Annotated in this window: 24 protein-coding genes and 1 tRNA gene; 7 read left to right on the top strand and 18 right to left on the bottom strand. The window is 63.6% G+C overall.

The features are described 5' to 3' along the window. Window positions 1–48: 48 nt before the first annotated feature. Window positions 49–312 carry a helix-turn-helix domain-containing protein gene (locus AYJ54_RS45695; protein WP_063709150.1) on the bottom strand — a complete coding sequence of 88 codons (264 nt, stop codon included), beginning with the start codon at window positions 310–312 and terminating at the stop codon, window positions 49–51. Window positions 313–541: 229 nt separating this feature from the next. Here AYJ54_RS45695 and AYJ54_RS51655 point away from each other — a divergent pair, with 229 nt between their 5' ends. After that, complete coding sequence (locus AYJ54_RS51655) at window positions 542–841, top strand: hypothetical protein (RefSeq protein WP_063709065.1); 300 nt, start codon at window positions 542–544, stop codon at window positions 839–841. On the opposite strand, the gene AYJ54_RS54235 is transcribed toward AYJ54_RS51655, so the two are convergent. The 4 genes from AYJ54_RS54235 to AYJ54_RS45670 form a co-directional block, all read right to left on the bottom strand. Then, window positions 736–1,371, bottom strand: a complete 636-nt coding sequence (locus AYJ54_RS54235; RefSeq protein WP_430641475.1) for a M48 family metallopeptidase — start codon at window positions 1,369–1,371, stop codon at window positions 736–738. The two genes, AYJ54_RS51655 and AYJ54_RS54235, sit on opposite strands and share 106 nt — an antisense overlap. A 104-nt stretch (window positions 1,372–1,475) precedes the next feature. Next, window positions 1,476–4,520: a type I restriction endonuclease subunit R gene (locus AYJ54_RS45680; RefSeq protein WP_063709062.1), complete on the bottom strand. Its 3,045-nt coding sequence runs from the start codon at window positions 4,518–4,520 to the stop codon at window positions 1,476–1,478. Continuing rightward, window positions 4,517–5,713: a restriction endonuclease subunit S gene (locus AYJ54_RS45675; RefSeq protein WP_063709061.1), complete on the bottom strand. Its 1,197-nt coding sequence runs from the start codon at window positions 5,711–5,713 to the stop codon at window positions 4,517–4,519. Before AYJ54_RS45675 ends, AYJ54_RS45680 begins: the two co-directional genes overlap by 4 nt. Continuing rightward, on the bottom strand, window positions 5,703–7,202 hold the full coding sequence (locus AYJ54_RS45670; RefSeq protein WP_136624392.1) for an N-6 DNA methylase: 1,500 nt from the start codon (window positions 7,200–7,202) through the stop codon (window positions 5,703–5,705). The genes AYJ54_RS45675 and AYJ54_RS45670 overlap by 11 nt, the downstream gene beginning before the upstream one ends. A gap of 466 nt (window positions 7,203–7,668) precedes the next feature. Here AYJ54_RS45670 and AYJ54_RS51000 point away from each other — a divergent pair, with 466 nt between their 5' ends. Beyond that, a complete protein-coding gene (locus AYJ54_RS51000) occupies window positions 7,669–7,827 on the top strand; it encodes a hypothetical protein (protein ID WP_161491956.1) in 159 nt (52 codons plus the stop codon). 459 nt (window positions 7,828–8,286) lie between these two features. Further along, window positions 8,287–8,646, top strand: coding sequence for a hypothetical protein (locus AYJ54_RS45655; protein ID WP_063709054.1), 360 nt, complete (start codon window positions 8,287–8,289; stop codon window positions 8,644–8,646). 399 nt (window positions 8,647–9,045) lie between these two features. Here AYJ54_RS45655 and AYJ54_RS45645 read toward each other — a convergent pair whose 3' ends face one another. From AYJ54_RS45645 to AYJ54_RS45595, 11 genes are all read right to left on the bottom strand, one after another. Continuing rightward, window positions 9,046–9,537: a hypothetical protein gene (locus AYJ54_RS45645; protein ID WP_063709050.1), complete on the bottom strand. Its 492-nt coding sequence runs from the start codon at window positions 9,535–9,537 to the stop codon at window positions 9,046–9,048. Continuing rightward, window positions 9,537–10,625, bottom strand: a complete 1,089-nt coding sequence (locus AYJ54_RS45640; RefSeq protein ID WP_201724343.1) for a DUF1376 domain-containing protein — start codon at window positions 10,623–10,625, stop codon at window positions 9,537–9,539. The genes AYJ54_RS45645 and AYJ54_RS45640 overlap by 1 nt, the downstream gene beginning before the upstream one ends. Next, the gene (locus AYJ54_RS45635) at window positions 10,622–10,924 is read right to left on the bottom strand and encodes a helix-turn-helix domain-containing protein (RefSeq protein ID WP_063709046.1); all 303 of its coding nucleotides are present in this window, start codon (window positions 10,922–10,924) and stop codon (window positions 10,622–10,624) included. The genes AYJ54_RS45640 and AYJ54_RS45635 overlap by 4 nt, the downstream gene beginning before the upstream one ends. Then, window positions 10,924–11,118, bottom strand: a complete 195-nt coding sequence (locus tag AYJ54_RS45630) for a hypothetical protein (RefSeq protein ID WP_063709045.1) — start codon at window positions 11,116–11,118, stop codon at window positions 10,924–10,926. Before AYJ54_RS45630 ends, AYJ54_RS45635 begins: the two co-directional genes overlap by 1 nt. 96 nt (window positions 11,119–11,214) lie before the next feature. Beyond that, on the bottom strand, window positions 11,215–11,427 hold the full coding sequence (locus tag AYJ54_RS45625) for a helix-turn-helix domain-containing protein (RefSeq protein WP_245329338.1): 213 nt from the start codon (window positions 11,425–11,427) through the stop codon (window positions 11,215–11,217). A 262-nt stretch (window positions 11,428–11,689) separates the two neighbouring features. Further along, the gene (locus AYJ54_RS45620) at window positions 11,690–12,601 is read right to left on the bottom strand and encodes a hypothetical protein (protein ID WP_063709042.1); all 912 of its coding nucleotides are present in this window, start codon (window positions 12,599–12,601) and stop codon (window positions 11,690–11,692) included. A gap of 10 nt (window positions 12,602–12,611) precedes the next feature. Beyond that, the gene (locus AYJ54_RS45615) at window positions 12,612–13,868 is read right to left on the bottom strand and encodes a tyrosine-type recombinase/integrase (protein WP_063709040.1); all 1,257 of its coding nucleotides are present in this window, start codon (window positions 13,866–13,868) and stop codon (window positions 12,612–12,614) included. A gap of 189 nt (window positions 13,869–14,057) precedes the next feature. Beyond that, window positions 14,058–14,133, bottom strand: a tRNA-Thr gene (locus AYJ54_RS45610). A gap of 99 nt (window positions 14,134–14,232) precedes the next feature. Next, complete coding sequence (locus AYJ54_RS45605) at window positions 14,233–15,966, bottom strand: heme biosynthesis protein HemY (protein WP_063709036.1); 1,734 nt, start codon at window positions 15,964–15,966, stop codon at window positions 14,233–14,235. Between the two features lie 36 nt (window positions 15,967–16,002). Further along, window positions 16,003–17,220, bottom strand: coding sequence for a COG4223 family protein (locus AYJ54_RS45600; RefSeq protein WP_063709035.1), 1,218 nt, complete (start codon window positions 17,218–17,220; stop codon window positions 16,003–16,005). Window positions 17,221–17,281: 61 nt separating this feature from the next. After that, window positions 17,282–18,028, bottom strand: a complete 747-nt coding sequence (locus AYJ54_RS45595; RefSeq protein ID WP_063709033.1) for a uroporphyrinogen-III synthase — start codon at window positions 18,026–18,028, stop codon at window positions 17,282–17,284. 144 nt (window positions 18,029–18,172) lie between these two features. Between AYJ54_RS45595 and tsaD the strand changes: the two genes are divergently transcribed. The 3 genes from tsaD to AYJ54_RS45580 all read left to right on the top strand — a co-directional run bounded on the left by tsaD (window position 18,173) and on the right by AYJ54_RS45580 (window position 20,840). Further along, entirely contained in the window at window positions 18,173–19,246 is a 1,074-nt protein-coding gene (tsaD, locus tag AYJ54_RS45590) for a tRNA (adenosine(37)-N6)-threonylcarbamoyltransferase complex transferase subunit TsaD (protein ID WP_063709031.1), read from the top strand. Between the two features lie 197 nt (window positions 19,247–19,443). Next, a complete protein-coding gene (locus tag AYJ54_RS45585; RefSeq protein WP_063709030.1) occupies window positions 19,444–20,424 on the top strand; it encodes an NAD(P)H-dependent glycerol-3-phosphate dehydrogenase in 981 nt (326 codons plus the stop codon). 2 nt (window positions 20,425–20,426) lie between these two features. Beyond that, on the top strand, window positions 20,427–20,840 hold the full coding sequence (locus AYJ54_RS45580; RefSeq protein ID WP_063709028.1) for an EVE domain-containing protein: 414 nt from the start codon (window positions 20,427–20,429) through the stop codon (window positions 20,838–20,840). A gap of 26 nt (window positions 20,841–20,866) precedes the next feature. Here the strand turns inward: AYJ54_RS45580 and AYJ54_RS45575 are convergent, their stop codons facing one another. After that, window positions 20,867–21,955, bottom strand: coding sequence for an adenylate/guanylate cyclase domain-containing protein (locus tag AYJ54_RS45575; protein WP_063709026.1), 1,089 nt, complete (start codon window positions 21,953–21,955; stop codon window positions 20,867–20,869). Window positions 21,956–22,056: 101 nt separating this feature from the next. Between AYJ54_RS45575 and AYJ54_RS45570 the strand changes: the two genes are divergently transcribed. Beyond that, window positions 22,057–22,515: an SRPBCC family protein gene (locus AYJ54_RS45570; RefSeq protein ID WP_063709025.1), complete on the top strand. Its 459-nt coding sequence runs from the start codon at window positions 22,057–22,059 to the stop codon at window positions 22,513–22,515. Between the two features lie 22 nt (window positions 22,516–22,537). Here AYJ54_RS45570 and AYJ54_RS45565 read toward each other — a convergent pair whose 3' ends face one another. After that, window positions 22,538–23,707 (bottom strand): DNA topoisomerase IB, encoded by a 1,170-nt coding sequence (locus tag AYJ54_RS45565; protein ID WP_063709023.1) that lies wholly within the window; start codon window positions 23,705–23,707, stop codon window positions 22,538–22,540. Window positions 23,708–23,983 lie beyond the last annotated feature (276 nt).

Here is a 23,983-nt window from a genome sequence, read left to right as displayed (position 1 = left end):
GAAAGCGTCCTGCCGCTTTTTGGCAGCGCTTTCACGCATTGCCGCACATTATCGCGAGCGGCGAGAGCCCTCGGTGCTCTTGGTCAACAAGTCAATCACCGAGACCTTAAGGGCATTGGCCAACACTTCGAGCGTGCTCAATGTAACGTTACGTTCCCCGCGTTCGACTGAGCCGACATAGGTCCTATGGAGGCCACAGACATCAGCGAATGCTTCTTGAGATAAGCCCTTCGCACATCGCAGGCGGACGACATTGCGCGCCAAGATCTGCCTAAGCGCGGGACTCGGCTTACGAAGCTGCGTAGAGGACATGCCGTCATCCACAAGAAGAATGAGGAGCATGCCTGTGGAGATGATGCCTTTGAATCTACAGACTATGAGTAGCTAAATGATGCGCGACTCGAGTCTCGAAAAAGCGCTCTACGATGCCGCTCACGCGTGAATCTGTTTTCTGTTTCTGGCGCAATGCACTCGCGACCTGATCTACCGCGACATTGAGACCGTCGCGCACAATGCTGGGCTTCATCGAAAGGCTTACTGCATGCCCGCCGATACTTACAATTCAAACCTTGGATTGATCCTCCAGGGCACTGGCAACAACAACAATTGGGGCGCGGTCATCAACAACTCGATGATCCCAACCGATCGAGCGATCGCGGGCGTCGCGACGCGCGGCAACACCGGAGGCACGCTCGACCTATCATCGCCGCGTCCCGGAGTACGTCTCCATCAAAATCAGCGCAAGTTGGCCTTCCGAAGAAAATCAGCGTTGAGCGAAGACTGGTGCACCTCAAGCCATGCCTTGGGCTTCTCGTACGACGGCATGATCGATCGCAAATAGGACCAGAAAGCCCTTCCGTGCGAGCGATGTTTTAGATGGGCCAGCTCATGCGCAACGACGTATTCTAGGACCGACCTTGGTGCAAAGATCAGGAGCCAGCTTACTGTGAGGCTACCGGAAGGACCGCAGGATCCCCATCCGCCCCTCATGTCTGCAACTCGGATGGACCGAGGCCTGAGGTCGAATTTCGTCTGATATACAGACGCGATCTCACGAACGTCTCGACGAACACGCTGCTTGAGCCAAACTGCAATTTCAGTGGCGATCGCAGAGTCTGTTCGGACCCAAGATGGAACATCGACGACCAACCCGCGGCGGTAGCTGATTTCGATGTGTGGCCCATCATGGCGACGTACGGTCAGACGAACCATTCGCCCTCTGTACGGGACCTTGGAGCCGGTTGCGAAGCGAGAAACGACGGGACGGGTGGCCGCCCTAGCTTCAAGTTCACGCACGGCGTTAAACAACCACCGGCGTTTCCGCCTCAGAAAAGCATCAATCTCCTCTTCGTCGTCAGTCGCCAGGGCCATGACTTCTACGTGGCCCGGCATGACCGTAATTCGTCGTTCCGATGTGGCGGCGGATCGCCGAAGCTCGTAGGCGACCTCGGTCTGACCGATGCGCAGGACGCCCATCAGCTGGCCTCGGCGTAGGCCTGTACGGCGTAATTCTCGATCTCGTCCCTAACGGCATTGACATCTTTGAGATCGAGCGGACGCAGCAGCCTGCGAACCTCGCGGCGAAGCTCCCTCTTGTAGCCGTCCATGAAAAACCATGACGGCTGACTGGCCTGCGCCTTGGCATAGAGATCACCAACCTCAACAGCCACCGCCCGAAGCGGCGCATGTTCTGTCACCGGCGCATGCGGCTCCATGATCCGCAGGATGGCGAAGGCCCGTTCATCCATTCCCAATTCGTCATGAGCGCGCGCCTCGACCGCAATGCCGTCGGTCAAGTCTTCGAAGTCTCGAAGACCTTCGACGGCGGCGATTTGGCCTTCCTCAAACCGGCGAATGATCTCTAGCACCCGCTCGGAGAAACGGCCGTATTGAGCCGGGTTCTTGTCGACCAGTTCCCGGGTTACGCGCTTCAGTTCGGCGGCCTTCCGCACGAACGCCGCGTACAGCTCCTCCTCCGACCTCCCCTCGGTCTGGAAGTCGTCCGTAAAATCCGGGTCAGTGATATTGCGGAGACGAACGGTCGTGGTGAGGCCGGTGGCGCGTACGTGTTCCTCCAGCATGTCCCTGATCTTGCCGGAATAGCTCAGATGGTCGAGGCTCTCGTCCTTGGTGATGGCCTGTTGGGCCAATCGCAGGAAGGTTGCGGTCCACTTCATGTCCTCGGTGAAATCAAGGATCGCCGGATCAGGCGACAAATCGCCATACGACCGCACGAAGTGACGGCCCAGCCGCTGAAGCTCGAACCAGTCGTCCTCACGACCATCCGAGACCAGCTTCTCAACGGCGTACGCGGCGGCCCTTTCGGTCATTCCATCGAGGTCCATTAGGCGCTTCTGGCGCATGAACCGGGCATAGGTCTCGCGCAGATCGCGGCGCAGCAGGTCGAGATCGCGAAGGGCGTTCTGAACGTCGTCAGCACGATAGGACGACAGGGCGTCTTCGAGGTTTTGAGTGACGCCAATGTAGTCCACGAGCCGGCCGTGTGGCTTATCGACGGTCGTTCCGTCCGGCCTCTTGATCGAGCAGGTTCGGTTGGTACGCGCGATGGCCTGCAGCAATCCGTGTTCGCGCAGTGGCTTGTCCAGATACATGACATGCTCGTTTGGCGCGTCGAAGCCGGTCAACAGCTTATCGCAGACGATCAAAAAACTCGGTTCGTCCGTGCTCCCCTTGAACGCCTTTTTGGCGGCTTTTTCTCCGTCGTCATCGAGGTAATGGGCCTCCAGTTCGGCACGCAACACAGCGATGTCCGCGTCTTCGCTTGGCTTGTTGTCCTCTTGGCTCTTGGAAAAAACGCAAGCGATCATGCGATCGGCCTTCGTCGTTGCTTCCGCTTCGGGCATTCCGCCCTTGGTCAGGTCGGCTGCGATCACCTCGGCTAGGGCGGCGCGATAGAGTACGACCGACTCGCGGTCGATGGCGACAATCTGAGCCTTGAAGCCATCAGGGCGGCACGTCTGCTTGAAGTGCTCCCAGATGTCGCGGGCAATGAGGCGGATGCGCTCGGGGTGCTTGGCGATCAGGGCGAGGCTGACACCTCTCTGCTTTAGCATCTCGCGCTTCTCGTCGGACAGATCGACGAACCAGCGGTCGAACAGGATGTCGATCTCGGCCTCGTTGATCGACCACTCGGTCTTCCGGCCCTCGTAGAGGATCGGGACGGTGGCACCGTCGCGCACCGCGTCGTCGATGCCATATTTGTCGAGATAGGTTTCGCCCGGCTCGCTGAAGCGAGCGTAGGTGTCCTTGTCGGCCTTCTTGATCGGTGTGCCGGTGAAGCCGAAGTAGCGGGCATTAGGCAGGGTCGCCTGAAGGAAGGCGCCGAGGTCTTTCTCCTGCGTGCGGTGGCATTCGTCCACCAGCACGATCCAGTCCTCCGAGTTCGGGATCGGCTCCTTGGAGCCTTGGAACTTGAAGATAGTCGAGAGCAGTATTTGGCCCGAGCCGCCCCGCGCGACGGCCTCGCGTAGTTCGCCGACCGACAGTGCCTGCTTCGGATTGGGCAGACCGCAGGCGACGAAAGTTTTGGAAATCTGATCGTCCAGATCGATCCGGTCGGTCAGCACGAGGATGTTCGGGTTCTGGAGCGTCGATGCATCAAGCGTCAGATGGGTCTTCAGCTTCAAGGTGAGGAAGACCATTGTCAGGCTCTTGCCCGAGCCTTGGGTGTGCCAAATCAAGCCCTTCTTATTTCCTTCGGCGACGCGGTTCACCGCCTTATTGACTGCTCGAAACTGCTGATAGCGGCAGATCTTTTTGATCCGCCGCCCGCTGTCGGGATCCGTCTCGAAGAGGATGAAGTGGGCCAATAGGTCCAGCAGCCGGGAAGGCTCCAGCAGACACCACAGTTCTTTGTTTAGGTCATCTGTAAACTCGTCGTATGAGCGCGGCCACGGGTCGGACCAAGGGGCATAGAACTTCGACGGTGCGCCGGTCGCGCCATAAAGCGTCGCCATTCCGTCCGTCACTATGTTGAAGGCATTGGAATAGAATAAGCGCGGGATGTCCCGCTCATACTGCTTGATCTGCTCGAACGCCTGGCCGGATCGATCGGCCGCCTTCAGCGGGCATTTCGCCTCGATCACGACCACCGGGATGCCGTTCACGAACACTACAAGGTCGGCGATCCGCGACCGCTGAGCCTCAACCTTGAACTGGCGCACGATGTGGTAGCGGTTCCTATCGGGCCGCTTGAAGTCGATCAAATTGACCGGCCTGTCCTTGGCTTCGCCCTTTAGTCGCCGGGAATAGGATCCGCGCAGGCGACGCTGCCATTCCTCGTTATCCGACAGGATGTTGAGGTCGGTATAGATCGCCTCTGCGTCCTCGACGCTTAAGCTCTCGTTTACAATCTGGAGAGCCTCGATCAAAATCGGCTTCAGCACGACGCGGTTGGCCTCCTGCCGCATCAGCATTGCCGGCTCGGGATGAAGTGCGCAGTAGCCTATTGCTACCAGGGCATCGAGTGCGGGCTTCTCGGCGAGGCGGTATTCGCTCATACGGGCACGGGTACCTTGACGCGGCCCGAGAGGAGGTCACCTGAAAGGAGGCCACGAAGCTTAATCAAGGCACTGCTTTGGGCTCTTGACGCAACGACGTCCGCCCAGATGGAGTCGCAGACCGCACCAATTTCGCTTTGATTGGCGAGTGATGGCACGTTGAACCGAAGTTTTCTGAAGGTCGTCTGTTTGATCCCCTTTGCTGTCGAACCCGTGGCGTGACGCTCGATGAGCGTTTGAGCATAAGGTGAGAGAAGGAGCCACTTAAGGTAACTGGAAGTCAACCGAACAGGATCGGGCCGCAAGGTTAGAGTCCGCTGGCCAAGCGCGGCTCGATAGTTCGGGAAGTCAGCAACATTTCCGAGGGGGGCCTCGGTCGTAAACATCACATCGCCAACGGCGGGAATGCCGCGACGCATCCAAGACTCGTAGTCGTCCTCTGCGATGAACTCCCTCGGCTCAGGATCGAGGTAGCCAAACCGCACATTCTTTGCGGTCAGCAGCGGGACACCACTGGGCGCTTTGGGCGGTGGAACTCCCCTATAGTCGATAATGCGGGAAAGCAGGTCGTCGAGGGCCACGCCAGTGCCATCCTGCGGAACGGCGTTCGCGAACGCTTCTGCAAAATACGCCGACAGCGTTCGTTCGCCTTGTTCTGCTTTGCGTTCGACGACTGAGAGAAGCTCATCTACCGACCGCAACACCTCGGCGATCCGTCGCTGCTCTTCGAGCGGGGGGATCAGAACCTCGATCTCATCGAAAGCCGACTGCGGCACTCGCTGACGTCCCGACGTGCCTTCCATCAAGCCGATGGCTTGGTCACGAACTTCAGACCAACCGGCGAGACAGCGAACATACTCAGGCAGTGTCAGTCCATCGCGTCCCGCCATGACGATGAACTCGGTAGAGCCTTGCGCCACCTGACCACCATTGATCGACTGAACGAAGCCGAGCTTTCCATTCTCGGCGCAAGGGGTGATCCGAGCGAAGAGCGTGTCGCCAGACTGAAATTTGGAGCCGCCGCTACTGATCTCGCGGGTAGTCAGGACCGACACGTCCGCGCCGTTGAGCGGCAAACTCGCCATGTCAAGGAAAGGCACCTGCCCTTCTCTTGGGAGCTGGCGCTTTGGATTGATCGCGACGGCCTCGGAAAAGAGCATGGCGCGCCACCCCGCCTGCGCCTCACCCGACATAGCCGAGTCTCTTGAGGTGCCCAAACATCACCGCCTCGGCCTCGTCGCGCTTGGCTATCAGGTCTTGGAGCTTGGCCGCTTCGGCGGCGACATCCATGGCCTCGGCGTCCGCGCCGGTCTGGACGTAGCGGCTAATGTTTAAGTTGAAGCCGTTCGCCTCGATCTCATCGACGGACACCGCGCGTGCCAGCCTCTCGACTTCAGCGAAGCCGCGGAAGGCGTCGGCCAGCGTCCGCACATTGGCGTCGGTAAGGTGGTTCTGCGCCTTGCCTGGCGTGAAGGTTGCGTCGCCGTTTACGACTAGCACTTTTCTCTTCCGCGCGGCTGGCTTGGCCTTTCGGATGATTAGGACCGCCGCCGGGATGCCCGCGCCGTAGAAAAGGTTGGGAGCTAGTCCGATCACCGCCTCGATGATATCGGCCTTCAGCATGGCCTCGCGAATGCGACCTTCGGCGCCGCCTCGGAACAGCACGCCGTGCGGTACGACCACGCCCAGCATGCCGTCGTCTTTCAGCGAAGCGATCATGTGCTGGACGAAAGCAAGGTCGCCATAACCCCTTGGCGGCGCACCATAGACGTCACGGCCGAACGGATCGCCGTTGGTCCAGACCTCGTGACCCCAGACCTTCTGTGAGAAGGGCGGATTGGCCATCACCCGATCATAGGCCCCGATGCCGGGCGTGAACTCCTGTGCGCGCGGATCGTATCGTTTAGGGTCGAGGATAGTGTCGCCCTTGGCGATGAAAGCGTCGTCGATGTCGTGAAGGAACAGGTTGATCTGGGCGATGGCCCAAGTGTCTAGCTCCTTCTCCTGCCCATAGAGCGAAAGACTGCGGGGGTCTTGGCCTCTGTTCTTGAGGTGTTGAACCGCTTCCAGCAGCATGCCGCCAGAGCCGCACGTCGGATCGTAGATCGACATTCCCGGCTGGGGATCAAGGCACTCGACGATCAGCTTCACAAGCTGCCGGGGTGTGTAGAACTCACCGCCCTTCTTGCCCGCGCCCTCCGCGAACTGTTCGATCAGATACATGTAGGCGTCGCCCAGGATGTCGGGCGGCACGTCACTGTTCCTGAGCCGGTGCTTTTCGAAGTGGGCGAGCAATCTCTCCAGGCGCGCGTCAGGGAAGCGTTCCTGATTGGCGAAGTCCACATCGCCGAAAACGCCGCGCAGACGCAGGTTGGCGTCTTCGATGGCCGCGAAAGCATTGTTCAGATGCTGGCCAATTTGGGTCGCGTGCTTCCTGACTGCATTCCAGTGATGCGGCGGCGGGATATGGAAGCGATGCTCATCAGGATCGGCTGCCTCCTCCCGGTCACCGGTCTTGGCGAGTAGAACCTCGAACTCCTCGTCCCACACGTCGCACAGCCGACGATAAAATAGGAGCGCAAAGATGTAGTCCTTGAACTTCCCCGCATCGACATGGCCGCGCAGGATGTCCGCCGCCTGCCAAAGATGCCGTTCGAGCTCTTCGAGTGACATCCAACGCACTGATTTATCTAACATTTCCCCCGCCAACACACTTCTTTGCAGCCCAACCAGTCTCGGCATCGCTTATCATGTCTCGATCTCGCCGAGCATACGGGCAATTACGGTGCCGGCAAATGGCCTTGCCAGTCGCGCTGGTAAAGCCTGCCTTTTCGAGTTCTGTCGAGATGTCGCTCAGAGATCGGCGGCCGCCCTCGGGGCGCTTCCGCCTTAGTCGCTTGACCAGAGCTATCATCCGGCCCGCATTGTCTCTTTGATCGATCTCAGCGTAGCTCTTTCGCCCCTTAACCGGTCGCGCCTTTCGAGTCGTCCCAATAAATTGTGGGACACCGGCTGGGACGGTGAGACTGTTTAGCTCAGCCTGATTCGTGCGAAGCCGGCTCCGGGTCCATCACCTGGGGCCGGCATTAATCTCCCTCCAGTCTGGCCATCACATACCGTGGGCGAGCCCAAGGTCGACGTCAGGGCGATGACCAAGGATAGGCAGCACGGCAACAGGGGCGGGATTCCCCCTGGGCTGAAGCCGGTGCGCACGCGCATCATCATCGAGACGGAGCTCGCCCGTATGGCCGACGGCATCGGATCGACAACCTCAGTCCCGGTGATCCTCGGATCGGTCAGGGACTAACCGGCAATCAGTTTCACCACGCGGCGGAGGGCGTCGGACGGGGGCACAACTCTGCGGCATATGACGCCCGTGCGCGGCTAGGCGCGCGCAGATCGGCGGTGAACTGCGGGCATTACGGGGACACAAACGCCAACTATCTTCGTAAGATCGCAGTTTTCTCGCTTCACTTTTTACCACGAATGATCTCCTGCCCGCGCCGGATGAGCTTTCATGAGCAAAGCCCTACCACCGAGTGTTCGCTTGCGCGCGCCATCCGTGGCGTCCAACGGGCTGGCCTGTTCGTAGTTGGAGTGAAATCCGACGGCACCCTGATAATCAGCGACCGGCCGATCGACACTCGTTCCCTCGTCCAGCCGGACGCTAACGATGATCCCGACTCCAAATGGAAGGATTAGGCAGGATGAACGCTCAACGTATAGATCGCGTCCAGCGAGGCCATACGCCGGGGGAGTGGTCCTGATGCCCCTTCGCCAGCGTCTCGAGATCGAGCAAGTCGCCAACGCCCTCCACGTCACCGTCCGCTGGCTGCAGGAGTGGCTGCGGGCCCATCCGGTGGATGCCGCCGGCGAGCCCTATTGCACACCCGTGGGCAGGAAGCGGATATTCCACCCGTCCGACATCACGCGGATCGAGAAGGCTCTCAGGGAGGATATCAAACGCCGATATACCTCCGGCCGCTGCGCGCCGGCAAAACGCCGCATTTTGAAATCCGAGGCTCCTAGCCAGGAGTCCATGTGGAGACGAGCAGCCGAACTCCTAAACGATCCGTCACTTATAGAAGCAGGCAAGAACTGGCGGACCAAGCATCGAGACCCGTGAGCGCGGCCTAGCCATCATTTGGCTTCTTGCCAATACCACCCGCAACAGCGGCTTCAGAACGATCCCCTTGCCGCTTGCCGTCCGGCACAGGACGGTCGCAGGCACGCCACTGCAATCAGGCCCTGGCGAGAACGGAGTGGATCGGATGCTCAGAGCTATTTGTGTGACCGTAGCGACAGTCTTGCTGGCGCTAAGCCTGTGGGAGAGCATGCCCGCGTCGCTTGCCAGCGACGCGGGCTGGATCGGAAGACCGACCTATCTGCTCAGTTGCGCGGGTGGTTTCGGCGTCGTCGCGGCCCTTTTGCGCGCAAGCTAAATTCCTCGGGAGGCTGCGCCACCGCGAATTGTGCCCGATCATCACTCCGCCGACCTGCGGCAGCAGGGCCAACAGGATGAGCCTCAGCATGGCGAAGTCTTCGGGGGACGGCCGCAATGCGCCGCGGAAGCTCCAGCTGACCAGCCTGATGGCTCCGCCAGTTTAGGGATCCGCAGATTGCGGACAAACGCCATTTCGGACTGGAGTGCCTGGCGGCGCTCCGCGACCGCCGCTTCGCACTTCCGGCAGAACCTGCCCACGCCCCCCTTGCACTCCCCGTCGCGGACCGACATGGCGTCCAACAACGCCGCTTGCGCGGTCGTGACGGCCGGCGTGACGCGCGACGCACGCGCCAGCGTCACGTCGCCGATGTTGGCGGCTGCAAAGCCAACCCGAAGCTCCGGTGGGGTCAAATACTCGGAGAATGAAGGTTCGCCCTCGGCGGAGGTGGCCAGCTTCGCCTGCTGCCTTTTACGCTGCCGGTAGGCCTTGGCGCGCGCGGCCGCCGTTTTGTCCTTCCTTTCACGCGGGACCTGATGAAGAGAAATAACGGAGGCGGAAGTGTCCTCAGCCATTACGCCGACACCTTCCGCGATGGAATGCGCCGTTCCCCCTTCTCGTTGATGCCGTGCTTGCGCAGGATCTCAACCGGGCACTTGCAGGCCGGCGACATCGGATCAGGCCCATGCTCGCGCGGCCATCTGCCGGTCTTCCCGTAGAGCTCGGCGGCCTTGTCCCAATCTGCAGGGCCGGGCACAAAGCGATCACCGGACCCCGGCATGCGGTTCAACTGCGCGCGCGGGGCCGCCTGCTTGTCGCGGTGCTCCTTCCAGCGCTTGCAGAACAGCTGGAAGGTGGAATCCCAGTTGTTCGAGAACGTGCCGCGCTGGGCATTGAGCGCGTGAAAAGCGGGAAGCTCGGCCTGGAGATCGGCGTCGGTCATGCCGAAGGTGGATTTGACCTCCTCGCAAAGCTGATCGTTCGGCGTCCAATCCGAGGGCAGGGGCTTGCCGATGAGCGATCCGGTCGAGACTGGTTTCCCTTCGGGGACCTCGCCTGCTTTCGCGGAGAGAGTTTCCGACGGCGGAGCCGGCGGCTCGTCGGCAGTAGTGGGCGTAACTCTCTCACTGGATTCGGTAGTAGTTTTGGTCAGGTTAGGTCCGGTCAGGTCCCCCTCGTTACGAGCACCGCGACGTTTCTTGTTGTGATTATCCCCACGTTTCCCATTGCGATATTCGATACGATCATCGTTACGGGCATCGTCACGTTTACCGCCACGTCGCGCCTCGGTGGCTTTCAGTGTTCGCTCCCTTTGCTTCTTGCGGTGATCGTCAGCCTCGAGCGCCTTCTCGGCCACTACCGGGTGGTACAGGCGGCCATCGGAGCACTCGACGAAGCCATGCAGTGCATCGTCACGGACCTTGGCCCAGCTCTCGACATCGCGGCCGTAGCCGGCAAGCTTGGCCAGGATCCGCTCGTCGTTAGGTATCGAGGCGGCTGGCATCTGGTGCCAGGAGGCGCACCAGAGCAGCACAGCGGCCCGGAAGGCTTCACCGCTCGCCAGCACGGTAAGATCGCTGTCGCGCAGCCGGACGACATCGAGCGGCATCCAGGAAAAATCACGCAGGTCGCAGTCAGGAGGGGTCAACGGGTCCGGCTTCACGAGGCACCCCCTTTGGCGCGCCAGCACGTCGCGCTCATGCCGGACTTGTTGGCGCGGCGCTCCCCGGTCGGCTCGATCAGGTCGCTACGGCGCAGCTCCGACACGCGCGGGCGCACTGTCAGGATGTTCTCGTCCAGGGCAGCAGCAATTTCGTCGGCGCTGAACGCGCCTGGATGGCGCTTTGTCAGGAATCCAAGCACGCGGCCGCGCACGGTCTTGGCGTGGCTGGTGATCTCCTGGGCGGCATCTTCGCTGGTGCCGGCTGCCTTCCAACCCGGATTGTCAGGGTACGACGGCATTAGTGGGCCTCCTGCTCGAAGCCGGCGAGAGCCGCGATCGTGTCAGCGAGACCGGGAGCGACGTGGTATCGGCGCGCAATGAAGCGACCTCCTACCGTGATCGGGCTCGGACGGCCGACGCCGATGCGCGAATCGAGGAAGGGAGGATTGGGAACGGATTGCGCGTGGAAGGCGCCTTCGGTATTGGTTTTCATGTTGAGTGACCTTTGGCCCGTGTCCACTTGCAGGTGGCGCGGGCCTTCTCGTTCCGAGAAGGCTCCAGCGAGGGCGACGATTGAGGGTTTTGGGAGCTAGGCAGCCGCAGTGGGCAGCGAGCGCAGCCAAGCTTCGGCATCGCTCATGAGGATCAGGGTCTTGGCACCGGTCTTCACGATGCGGAGGCGGCCGGCGCGGACCTCGCGATAAGCAGACGTTTTGCCGAGACGCGACCAGGCGCAAAACTCGCGGAGAGTCATCGCGGCCGGAGGCGGTCCCTTTTGGTCGGGGACAGGGATAGTTCGCATGCAGCACTTCCTTTCGGACGGTGAAGGCCGCGCTCTATCGAGCGTGACTTGCTGCAAGCATCACGGGACGTGGGCGGACAGTCATTTGACAAGTGCGGACTGTCCGCATTTGACCGGAATTGGCCGACTTCTACTCGCTCGAGCCGCGGCGTTTCAGGCGGTCGAGCTCGGTTGCCTGTGCGTGGGGCACTGCTTCCCCACCAGTGGGCGATGCCTTCCGCTTCAGTGCCCCCCAGGACCGGAAGCCGGATCATCCTCAGTCTTACTTTAGCGCGCGACTGATCGTTTTCTCGCTAGGTCCGCGCTGACCTTTTTCACGAAACCAGTCGTCGATAGCTGCGTTGCGCTCTTTTGTACTCGCCGGCATGTCGCCGGTCGGCCAAAGCTCTCTCACCGCCTGGCGTATCTTCAGGTGGTACGCGGGCGCCGTTGGCTCGTCCGATATGGATGGAGCGTCATCGTCGGAATCTGCAACGTGGATGGAGCTATAGAGCGCGCCTTGGATGTCGCGCGCCACTCCATGCTCCCAGTCCAAGACGTCGAGAAACGGCCAAATATCTGACGGTAGTTCTTGGAAGTCGTCGTTGGTCGAAGGCCAGCGGGCAAATAGCTTCACCCGACGCACCTTGACCGCGCGATCGAATGCCAGGAGCATGAACCTTCGCCAAACGAGGCCCGTCGCAAAACGCACACCTTCTGACTGTCCAGCTCCTTCCGCTGCTTCGTCCACGCCGATCTTGGCGAAGCCTGCGTACGGTGCTTCGTAGTCGCTGGCTAAACCTGAGTTGTTCAACAGCGCTTCAAGTCGCGGATTGAGCTCCAGCGATTCATCCGGCTCCCGCAGGATCGCCCAAGGTGGGCCGCCATGGCATGCTGCTCCTCCACCCGACAGCGTGAAGGCGAACAGAAACCGCCCCCCTTCTCGATCGATTTCGACTTTGGAAGCATCGGCACTCTTTCGAAGAAGTTCGGTGAGATACTCAACCGTCGACAGCTCGGGCTCGTACGCGACCTTTGAGACTCCATCGCAATCATTGGACTGTTCGAATGCCTCGATCGAAAATAGATCAGCACCGGCTGACGGCTCACTCGTTGCGGAGGCTTTGGTGCCGGCAATTCCAAATCGAAAGACCGCGCGTCCCAACGGAATCCAGCCGTCCTGGGGATTCTGCATCACTCCCCCTTTATCCGGCAGAATTTGCGGATTTTTTAAACGGCAATACGCGACCGCCTTGCCGCAGCGTGTCCAGATATTCGGCCCACCACTGCATCATCTTCACGCGCTCGTCCCAGAAATCGCTCCGCTGGTAGGCTCGACGCACCGCGTTTGGCTCGATATGCGCAAGCGCCGCCTCAATGGCGTCGACGCTCCACTTGCCGCTCGCGTTGGCCAGCGTCGAAAACGTCGAGCGGAAGCCGTGCGCGGTCGCCTCTTCCTGGGAAAACCCGATGCGCCGTAAAGCGCCGTTCATCGTGTTCTCGCTGATCGGCCGCTTCACGCTACGCAGGCCCGGGAACACCAGCCCGGCGGCGCCGTGTCCCGTGATGGGATGCAGCCCTTTCAGGATAGCCACGGCTTGCGCCGGCAGCGGAATGCGATGCGGCCGGCGCATCTTCATTCGCTTGGCGGGAATTTCCCAAGCGCAATGATCGAGATCGAACTCCGTCCAGCTCGCATGCCGCAATTCGCCGGGGCGACAAGCGAGCAGCGCCATGAGTTGCAGCGCGGCCTTCGTTGTTCGTTGCCCCATAAAGCCCTCGATAGCCCTCAAGAGGCCCCCGAACTCCTCCGGATTGGTAATCGCGGGACGGTGTTGGGGTTTCGGTGACGCGATCGCGCCACGCAGGGCTTGTGTCGGATCGTTCTCGGCGCGCGCGGTGGCGATAGCGTAGCGGAACACCGAACCGATGACCGCTCGCAGGCGCTTGGCCGTCTCGAGTTTGTCCGCCGATTCGAGCGGTCGAAGAACACGCAGGATCTCGACGGCTGAAATATCGGAGATCGGTAGCGCCCCCAGATCAGCCTTGGCGAGACCCAGCAGCCATTCCAACTTGCCTGCGGTCGCATCGGCGACGCCTTCTCGCTTCTTCTTATCGAGCAATTCGTCCGCCACCACCGCGAACGTGTTGGCATGCGCCTCCGCCCGCGCGGCCTTCACCTGCCGCTTCCGAGTGGCTGGGTCCACACCGTCCCGCACGAGGCCTGCCGCCTCATCCCTGCGCTTCCTGGCTGCTTCCAGCGGCACACCAGCCGGATCCTTGCCGTAGGGCCCGATCGCCAGCCGCTTGCGCTTGCCATTGAACCGATAGGCGTAATTCCAGAGCTTCCCGCCTGTCGGCGTCAGCCACAGTTGCAGGCCGCTGCCATCAGAAAGAATTGCGAGCCGCTCGCCTGGCTTCGCGTTCTTGATGGCCTTATCCGTGAGTTTCCCGCCCGCCATGTCCCCCGCTCCCGAAGTGTGGTCTTTTCGGAATCGCTCGTCGAACCGAGCACCACCAAAAGAACCACAGTTTCTGCGGCTGTCAACGAACGGGGATGAACTGGCGCGAGCGGGATGCTGTGAAAGAGCATCGATTTCAATGTCTTGAGCATTGAAAACGAACGGTGGAGAACGGCTGCGGAAGAGTAGTGGTGCCGCAAGAGGGACTCGAACCCCCGACCCCGTCATTACGAATGACGTGCTCTACCAACTGAGCTATTGCGGCGGACCCTGCCGGGACCAAGCCAAGCCGGTCCCGATACGCGCGCTCCTGATATCGGGCATGGCCCGAATTGGCAAGGACAAGCCGGGGGCGAAATGGGGCTCACGCGCCCCAGCGGGACCAGAATCCGCGCCAGCCGCCGGCCTGGGCCTTGGGCGTGCCGATTTGTTCCGTAAATTCATCGCTGGGACCCTCGTCATCGATTCCGGGATCATCGGGGGCGCGGACGATCGGGATAACGGCCGGAATCGGCGTCGAGGCGGGCTTGCCGAGATCAGCGCGGGCCCGGAACACCGGCGTCGCCGCCGGCGGCTCTGATTCGGCCGGCTCAGGGACCGGTTTGGCCGGCTCGGCAGGCGTTGCCTCGGACGCCTTCTCAGGCGTCTTGACCTCGGGGGGAGAATTGTCCTGCGCGGCTGCGACGGGGGCGGCTGGAGCCGGTTCCACCGGGCTTACGCTGGCCGTCACCTTCTTCGGCGCCGGGGCGGCAAGCATGGCTTCCTCGAAGGCCGAGGACTCGATCATCGTACCCTTGTCGGAGGGCAGGCTCGCGACCGGCGTCTGCCACTGGAATGCGTCGAGCCGGCCGGTGACGGGGGAGACCGGGCGCCAGCGGTTGCTGACATAGCCATCCGCGGTCCAGGCCGGATCGTGGCGGGCGCGCACGGCGCGCAACGTCCAGGCGCGGGCACGGCCGCCATCGCCATGCTCGCTGCGCTCGATCTCGGCCATCAACAGCGCCACGCGCTGAGTCGGATCGTTGACGTAGGGTGCGAGCGCCTCGCGCGCGCGGGCGAATTCGGTCGCATCGATCGCGGTGCGCGCGATCGCGAGCTGGCCCTCGATATGGCCGGGCTTGTCGGCGGGCGTCTTTGCCGCGAGCGTCTCGACCCGCTGCAAACGCTGCCGCGCGGAATCGCCAAGCTTCACATGCGCATAGGCGTCGGCGAGATCGGGGTGCGGATTGGCAAGCCAGGCCGCCTCCACCAGCTTCATGGCGCGGCGCACCTGATGCGCCTCGCTCTCGAACTTCGCGGCGAGCACCGCGGCGGGCACCAGCGTCGGCGCGAGCTTGACCGCCTCCATCACGCTCTCGCGCGCGACGTCGCGGTCCATGGTTTCCAGCTCCAGTGCGCGCGCCGTGAGCAGCACGCCGCGCTGCCTGCGATAGGTCGCCTTGTCGATCAGGCCCGCGGACAGATTCGAATCAAGGATCGCGAGCGCGCCGCTCCAGTCGCTGCGCGCGCAGCGGAAGCCGAGCACCGCATGCGAGGCCCAGGTCGATGACGGCGACAGCTTGATCGCTTCCTCCGCGATCATCACGGCGCCGACCGCATCATCGGCGCGCTGCGCTTCGATGAACAGGCCGCGCAGGCCCAGCAGCCGCGTATCGTCGCGCTCGGCCATGGCGCGGAAGACGCGCTGCGCCTCGTCGCGATTGCCCTCGAGCTGAGCCGACTGCGCATGCAACAGAAGCGCAAGCGGATCGTTCGGTGCGTGTCGCCGCGCCGCCTCGGCCTGCCGGCGTGCGAGCGCCATGTCGCCGTGGCCGATCGCGAGCAGGCCTTGGGTGATGGCGTGGCGGCCGCGCGCGTGGCGCTTTTCATGGCGGCGCCGGCGAAGCCGCGCCGGCGTGCGCCAGATCGTCGTCAAAATGCTCCAGACGATCACGGTCGCGACCGCGACGACGCCCAGCCCAAGGGCGAACACCGGAATGGTGGTGGCGATGCGCAAGCCGCCCCAGGTCAGCGTGACGTCACCGGTCTGGTCGGCAACCCAGGCCGCGCCGGCGCCGGCGAGTGCGATCAGAACAAGAAAGAGCACGATGCGAAGCATGGCGATCCCTATTACGCGCGAAGTGTTGCGCGAACCTTATTGAGCAGGCTTGGCGAGATCCGCCATGGCATCGTCGGCGAATTTGCGGGACGCCGCGAGCGCGACATCGCGGGCATCGGCCTTGTCGAGCCAGGCTTGCGCCGGGGCGCGATCGGCCTCGGCCAGGGTCTTCAGCTCGCGCCGCGCCTCCACGAAATCGTTGCGCAGCGCCGCGGCCGTCACCCGCGCGACGATCGCGCCGCGGTCGTTGCCGACCCCGTCGGTGCGCTCGATGCGGACGAGTTTTGACGCACCCGCCTGGAGCCGCTCGACGATGCCGGTGCTGCTGGTCTGCACCTCCGCCGGCGGCGACAGCTTTGGCACGATGTTCAGGAGCTCGCGGCTCAGCGCGACCGGCGTCGGAATGCCTGACGATGCGAACACGTTCAGCGGCTTCAGCACGTCGGGATTGGTCGCGAACGATCGCGCCGCTGCTAGCTGCGCCTCATAGGGATCGCCGTGGCGAACGGCGACATCGAGCAGCGCGGCCGCTACGACATGGCGCAGCGGCTTGTCATCGGCAGTCTTCGCATCGGCAATCTTCTCGCCCTGCTGCGCCAGCTCGGCGCGCTCGGTCTTGATGCCGCGCTCGAGCTGGGCGATGCGCTCGTTGATGGCGGCAAGATCGGGGGACGCGGCCGCATCGCGCGGCGCGGACTTCACATCGTTCAATGCGCTGGCGACCTTGTCGGACTGTGCGCGCAGATTGGCGATGTCGCTGCGCAAAGCGCTTGCAGATTTATCCAGCGCGTCGATCCGCGCAGCCATCGCCGGATCTGCGGCCGGCTTGCCGACCTTGGTCTCGACGGCTGCGACACGCCCGCTCAGCGCATCGACCGTGGCGCTGGTGACCTGCGACGCCGCCGGCGGCGCCTGCACGGCGGGCCAGCCCAGCATCCAGCCGACCGCGATCACGATCGCCGCCGCCACTGCGCCGGAGAACGGTGCGATGACCCAAGGTGAAATCGGCGACGCTGCGGCCGCAGCCTGCGCCTCGGCGCGCTCTGGCTCGGGCTCCGGCTCCATCCTGATCTCCTCGGACCGAGCCTCCTCAGGCTGTGCCTGCTCGGGCGTCGGCTGAGCCTCCGGCTCGCCCGCCATCTCTTGCGGCTCGGTGGAGACTTCGGTCGCCTCGAGGTCGATGGTGGGCGGGGTGCGCTTGGCACGGCCGGATTCCGGGGCCAATCCTGCGTCTTCAGGCTTGTCGTCGGCCATCGTGACGGTTCCTCAAACTTGCGTGCCTCGGGACCGATTTCGTCGGATTCGGCCCGTCCTCTTACGCTAAACGGGTGCGCAAAGCACGCTCCAAGGTTTCAAATAAGGCATTTTCGTCCGGCGTGGCGGCCACCAGGACCTGCGACGCACCGGCCTCGCGCAACACGGCCGCGACATTCTCGGACAGGCAGCATTGCGGTATCGCCAGCGCCGAGATTTCGACACCTTCGTCCCGCGCCGCCTCCAGGAAGGCCCGGGCGCTGCGCCGGGAGTAGTGCAGCACCGCTCCTATGCCATTGGCGGCAAAGCCCTCGCAGACCTCGCGCGGCAGATGCTTGACCGGCGCCATGCGATAGGTGGTCTGCGTGACCACGTTGAACCCCTCCGCACCAAGCTCGCCGCCGAGATCGCGCGACAGGTCCGCGCCGGCCAGATAGAGCAGCGTGCTTTTCTTCTTCAGCACCTTGTCGCGCGCGGCCTGCATCACCCTGTCGCGCAAGGCCGCGGCATCGCCGCCGGCGACGATGACCTCGGCAAAGCCAGCGGCGCGCGCGGCGGCCGCGGTGTGCTCGCCGACTGCAAACAATGGCAGCCTCAAGAGATCGAGATCCTTCAAGAGCGGCGCGACGGCGCGGATCGCATTGGCCGAGGTGACGATGATGGCGCTGTAGTCGGCCTCGCTTTCGTCATGGAACGGCACCGGCTCGAACTTGAGCGCCGGCGCAAGCAGCACCACATGACCCCGCGCGCGCAGACTTTCCGCGGTCGCTTCATTGTCAGCATGCGGCCGTGTGACGAGAATGGACATGGCTTGTGTTCCCAGGCGCCTTGAGCTTTCAAGAGGACGGCTGCGCACGGCAATTGCGCTGGGCGACCCCGGAATGCTACCGGACGTACCAGAACTCTGCTTTACGGATGAGCGCAAGGGCGCAAATTGGATAACAATTCGCCAATGCTGGTACTGGGCATCGAAACCACCTGCGACGAGACCGCCGCGGCGGTGATCGAGCGCGCGCCCGACGGTCACGGTAGGATCCTGTCCAACATCGTTCGGTCGCAGGTCGAGGAGCATGCCCGCTTCGGCGGCGTGGTGCCGGAGATCGCCGCGCGCGCGCATGTCGACGTGCTCGACGGCCTCATCGACCGCGCCATGCACGAGGCCGGCATCGATTTCGCCCAACTCGACGGTGTCGCAGCGGCCGCAGGTCCGGGTTTGATTGGCGGGGTGATCGTCGGGCTCACCACCGCGAAGGCAATCGCGATGGTCCACGACACGCCGCTGGTCGCGGTGAATCATCTCGAGGCGCATGCGTTGACGCCGCGCCTCACCGACGGAATCGAATTTCCCTATTGCCTGTTCCTCGCCTCCGGCGGCCACACCCAGATCGTCGCAGTCATCGGCGTCGGGCAATATGTGCGGCTCGGCACCACCGTCGACGATGCGATCGGCGAAGCCTTCGACAAAGTCGCGAAGATGCTGGGCCTGCCCTATCCGGGCGGACCGCAGGTTGAACGCGCCGCGGCAGACGGCGATGTCGCACGCTTTGCCTTGCCCCGGCCGATGCAGGGACGCCCCGATGCGAATTTTTCCCTGTCGGGACTGAAAACGGCGGTGCGCAACGAGGCGAGCCGGATCACGCCGCTCACGCCGCAGGACATCAGCGATCTCTGCGCGAGCTTCCAGGCCGCCGTGCTGGACTCGACGGCGGACCGGTTGAGTGTCGGCCTAAAACTCTTCCGCGAGCAGTTCGGCGCGCCGCGCGCGCTCGTGGCGGCTGGGGGCGTTGCCGCCAATCAGGCGATCCGCGGCGCGCTGCATGACGTTGCCAAGGAAGCGAACACGCAGCTGATCATGCCGCCGCCTTCGCTCTGCACCGATAACGGCGCGATGATCGCCTGGGCCGGCGCCGAACGCCTCGCGCTCGGCATGACCGACACAATGGAAGCGCAGCCGCGGGCGCGCTGGCTGCTCGATGCCAATGCCACGGCACCGGCCGGCTTCACCAACACCCGCGCGGGATTTTAGCAGGTTCACATGCTGATCCGTGGCCATGAGCTCAACTTCACCTCGCCCCGCTTGCGGGGAGAGGTCGGATTGCATCGCAGATGCAATCCGGGTGAGGGGGAGCTTCCGCGAGTCCAACTCTCACCGCCCCTGCGGAGACTCCCCCTCACCCTAACCCTCTCCCCGCAAGCGGGGGGAGGGAGTGGAGAGAGTGTGCAATGACCGCATTCCAATCCGTCGCAGTAATCGGCGCGGGCGCCTGGGGCACGGCGCTTGCGACTGTGGCGGCACGCGCCGGGCGCGCGGTGACGCTCTGGGCGCGGAATGACGAGCATGCGGCGCGGATCACGTCGAGCCGCGAGAACCCGCGGCTACCCGGCGTGCGGCTTGTGCCGGAGATCGTGGTGACGAGCGAGCTCGCCGTGGCCACGCGCGCCGACATGCTGCTGATCGCAACCCCGGCGCAGCATCTTCGCGGGGCGGTCAACATGCTGGCCGCACATCTTGTCAAGCCGACGCCGATCGTCGCCTGCGCCAAGGGCATCGAGCACGGCACGCGCAAGTTCATGACGGACGTGATTGCGGAGGCCGCGCCTCACGCGCAGCCGGCGATCCTGTCGGGCCCGAGCTTTGCCGATGACGTCGCGCGCGGTCTGCCGACGGCGGTGACGCTGGCGGCGAAGGACGAGGCGCTGGCCAGCAATCTGGTGCAGGCGCTGGGCTCGCCGACATTCCGGCCCTATCACTCCACCGATGTCCGCGGCGTCGAGATCGGCGGCGCGGCCAAGAACGTGCTGGCGATCGCGGTCGGCATCGCGGTCGGGCGTAAGCTCGGTGCCTCGGCGCAAGCTGCGCTGACGACCCGCGGCTTTGCCGAGCTTGCCCGCTTCGGTCGCGCGCTCGGCGCACGCAGCGAGACGCTCACCGGTCTTTCCGGCCTCGGCGATCTGATCCTGACCTGTTCGAGCCTTCAGTCGCGCAATTTCGCGCTTGGCCTCGCGCTCGGACGCGGCGAGCAGCCGCCCGCCGGCAAGCTCGCCGAGGGCGAATTCACCGCGCCGGTGCTGATCGAGCTCGCATCTTCGCAAAGCATCGAGATGCCGGTATCAGAAGCCGTCGCGGCGATCCTGAGCGGCCGGAGCACGATCGATGCCGCGATATCGGGACTTTTGACACGCCCCTTCAAGGCAGAGGAATGAACATGGCGTACTGGCTGGTGAAATCCGAACCGTCGGTGTGGTCCTGGGACCAGCAGGTGGCCAAGGGCGCCAAGGGCGAGGCCTGGACCGGCGTGCGCAATTTCACCGCGCGCCAGAATCTCGTGAACATGAAGAAGGGCGACAAGGCGTTCTTCTATCATTCCAACGAGGGCAAGGAGATCGTCGGTATCGCGGAGATCATCAAGGAAGCCTATCCCGATCCGACCGACAAGACCGGCAAGTTCGTCTGTGTCGACATCAAGGCGGACAAGCCGCTGAAGACACCCGTGACGATGGCCGCGGTCAAGGCCGAGAAGAAGCTCGCCGACATGGCGCTGGTGAAATATTCGCGCCTGTCGGTGCAGCCGGTCACGGCGGACGAGTGGAAGCTCGTCTGCAAGATGGGCGGGGTCTAGTTATCTCGCCGGCGGGCTGAGGCCGCTCACGTCTCCGGCAGAGCAAACACCGCGCATGCTGAGGCAATGCCGCGAAGCGGATGCTCGCCGAGCGGGATGAGCGGAAGGTCAGTCTCCGCGGCGAGCGCGCCTGACACGAGCACGCTTCTGCCCAGCGGCTTGCACAATCCCTCCAGCCGGCTCACGAGATTGACGGCGGGCCCGATCGCGGTGAAGTCGAGACGATTGGCGGCGCCGATATTGCCCCACAGCATCTCGCCGAGATGCAACGCCAGACCGAACGACAGCGTCGGCAGGCCCTGACCGCGACGCTCCTCATTGAGATGCGCCATCCCCGCCCGTGTCGCGGATGCCGCCTTCAGAGCCGCATCGCATGCGCCACGACGGGCCTCGCCGGACACCGGGAAGATCGCGAGCATGCCGTCGCCGATGAATTTCAGCACCTCACCGCCGAAGGCATGAACCGCACCGGCAATGCGGTCGAACCAGGCATCGAGCGCCGCGATGACGACATTGGGGGGAGAGGTTTCGGAGAGCGCGGTGAAATCGCGCAGGTCCGCATAGAGCAGCGCCGCCTGAATGGTCTCGCCGACGTCGCGGCGCAGCGGCGCGGACAACACCCGCGCCGCGCTGCGACGACCGAGATAGGCCTCGAGCGACGCCGACAAGGTGGCTCGCGTTGCAAGCACCGCCAGCGGCGCCGCGGCAAAACGCGCGGCTTGCCGCAAATGATCGATCTCCGCGGGAGTGAACGGATGCGGCCCGATCCAGCCGAGCGAGGGTCCGCCCTCGGCGGAGCCGATCACGTCTTCGTGCACGATCCCTGCTGCGATGCCGCGCAGCCAACGGCCGCCGGCGTCGTCGCGCGCCTCGGACGCAAATGCGGCCGCGCCTGGCGCAAAGCCCAGGGCTTCGATGACTTCCCCGCTCTCGGCGCGCCAGAGCCAGGTCCGCCGGGCAATCAGTGGATGCGGAACGTCAAGCGTCAGGGTACCGCCCGCGAGCGGCAATCCGTCCGCGACAAGATGCGCGCCGAGCTCGGCAAGCAGCCGGTCGGCGCCCGCAGTCTCGGTCGCCGCATCGACAAGCCAGGCGAGCGTCGAGGACAATTGCATGGTACGATCATGGCTTCGACGCGCCGTCTTTGTCACGGCCTATCCTTGACGAGCCGCTTGGGCGCCGCCATCTGCCGAGATCAGCCTAGGGATAACAGCCGATGACTGAGCAGTTCATCCTTCGACGCGAGACCCACATTGCGGCACCGCGCGCCACGGTTTTCGCCTTCCTGACAGATCCTGACAAAATCCTGAGCTGGATGGGCACCGAGGTTGCCACCGAACCCCACCCGGGCGGGCTCTACCTCGTCAAGGGCGTCGGCGCGAGCGGCAACAATGCCCGCGGAACATTCCGTGAGGTCGTTCCGGTCCACCGTCTCGCCTATAGTTTCGGCTGGGACGAGGGCAAGGAAGTCCCACCGGGGTCGAGCTTGATCGAGATCGACCTGATCGAGCAGGACGGCGGCACCTTGCTGCGCATGACCCATAGTGGCCTGCCGAACGCGGAGCAGGTCGCGAGCCACGATAAGGGTTGGACGCACTACCTGGGGCGGCTGACCATGGCTGCCGCAGGGCAGGATCCCGGCCCCGATCCGCGCAAGCCGCAGGGCAAGATGTAGGGGGGCGTCGCGTGTCGCGCGGTTACACCGCTGCGGTCGCCACTACCTGCGCCAAAAGCTGCTCGCGCCTGGCCTGCGAGCGCTGGCCCTTCATGGTCGCGGCGAAACGCTCGAGGATGCCGTCCTCGAATGCGGTGACGATGGTGTCGTGGACGTAGCTCCGGCGGCAGATCGCCGGCGTGTTGGAGAGCTTGTCGGCCGCCGCACGGATCGCTTCCAAGACCTGCCTCTTGCGGCCGCGCTGGCTGGTCGCCGGCGTGATCCGCGACAAGGATTCAACGACCACCGCCGATGCCATCAGCGTGCGAAAATCCTTCAGCGAAATCTTGATGCCGGCGATCTCGCGCAGGAATGCATTCACCTGCGTCGTATTGACCGCGCGCACGATGCCGTAGGCGTCCCGATACTGGAACATGCGCTTGCCCGGGACGCTCCGCAGAATGCCGATGGCGCGCACCAGCTTGGCCGCGTCGCACTCCTTCCGCACCGCCTTGCCGCCCTTCGCCTTGAAGGTCAGCACGAAGCTGTCGTCTTCCAGCGTGACGTTGGACTTCAGCAGCGTGGTGGCGCCACGGGTGCCGTTGAGGCGGGCATAGGATTCATTGCCGGGACGGATCGCGGTGCGCGCGATCAGCTCGATCACGGCCGAGAGCGCGAATTCGCGCGTCGGCTCGTCGCCCGACAGGAACATCGAGACCTTGCGCCGGATCTTTGGCAGCGCGCCGACGAGCTTTTCCAGGCGATGCGCCTTGCGGTGCTCACGGACCTTTTCCCAATCGGCATGATAGCGGTACTGCAGCCGGCCCGCGGCATCGCGTCCCACCGCCTGAAGATGCGAGTTCGGGTCGGCCGAGTACCGCACCTCGCGATAGGCCGGCGGCACCGCCATGGCGTGCAGCCGGCGGATGGTGCGGGCGTCGCGGATATGCGCGCCGTTGGGGCGGACGAAGGAGTAGCCCTTGCCGCGCTTGATGCGGCGGATCGTCAGCTCGTTCTGGTCGCCGAGCCGCAATCCCAGTTCCTTGGCAAGCGCCTCCACCGAGGTCGCGCGCGCCGTATCGAAGGTTTTTTTCGGGCTGAGACGTCCAGGAGCGGGGGGTTTCGGCCACTGTCCGAGCGCTTTGGCCAGCGCAACGGCAGCAGGATCGGCTGAAGCGGGCTGCATCGTCCCGAAATTCCGCTGATCCATCATAGCCTTACGCCTTAACCCTGCCTGTTGTCGATCAATGCTGCTGTTCTGATCTTTGTTCCGACGGGCCTCGTTGGACCCGGGGAGGCCATTTAGGGTGTTCCGAACCGCATTGCGAGTCCCGAATCAGCGAGGAGCGGTTGCTAAATACCTCCAACGGCGCATAGGCCCCCTGCGCGGGCCGGTTCTGGTGATTTGGGTAAAGAGGCCGAAGGACTGGCGGCGACCTGTTTCGGTCCTGCGACAGTCAGGCCGACCCTCTTGATCCGCCGCATGGCC

It is taken from the genome of Bradyrhizobium centrolobii (assembly GCF_001641635.1).
Classification (GTDB): Bacteria; Pseudomonadota; Alphaproteobacteria; order Rhizobiales; family Xanthobacteraceae; genus Bradyrhizobium; species Bradyrhizobium centrolobii.
Note: the sequence above shows the minus strand (reverse complement) of the source record. Positions and strands in the feature narration are given on the sequence as shown.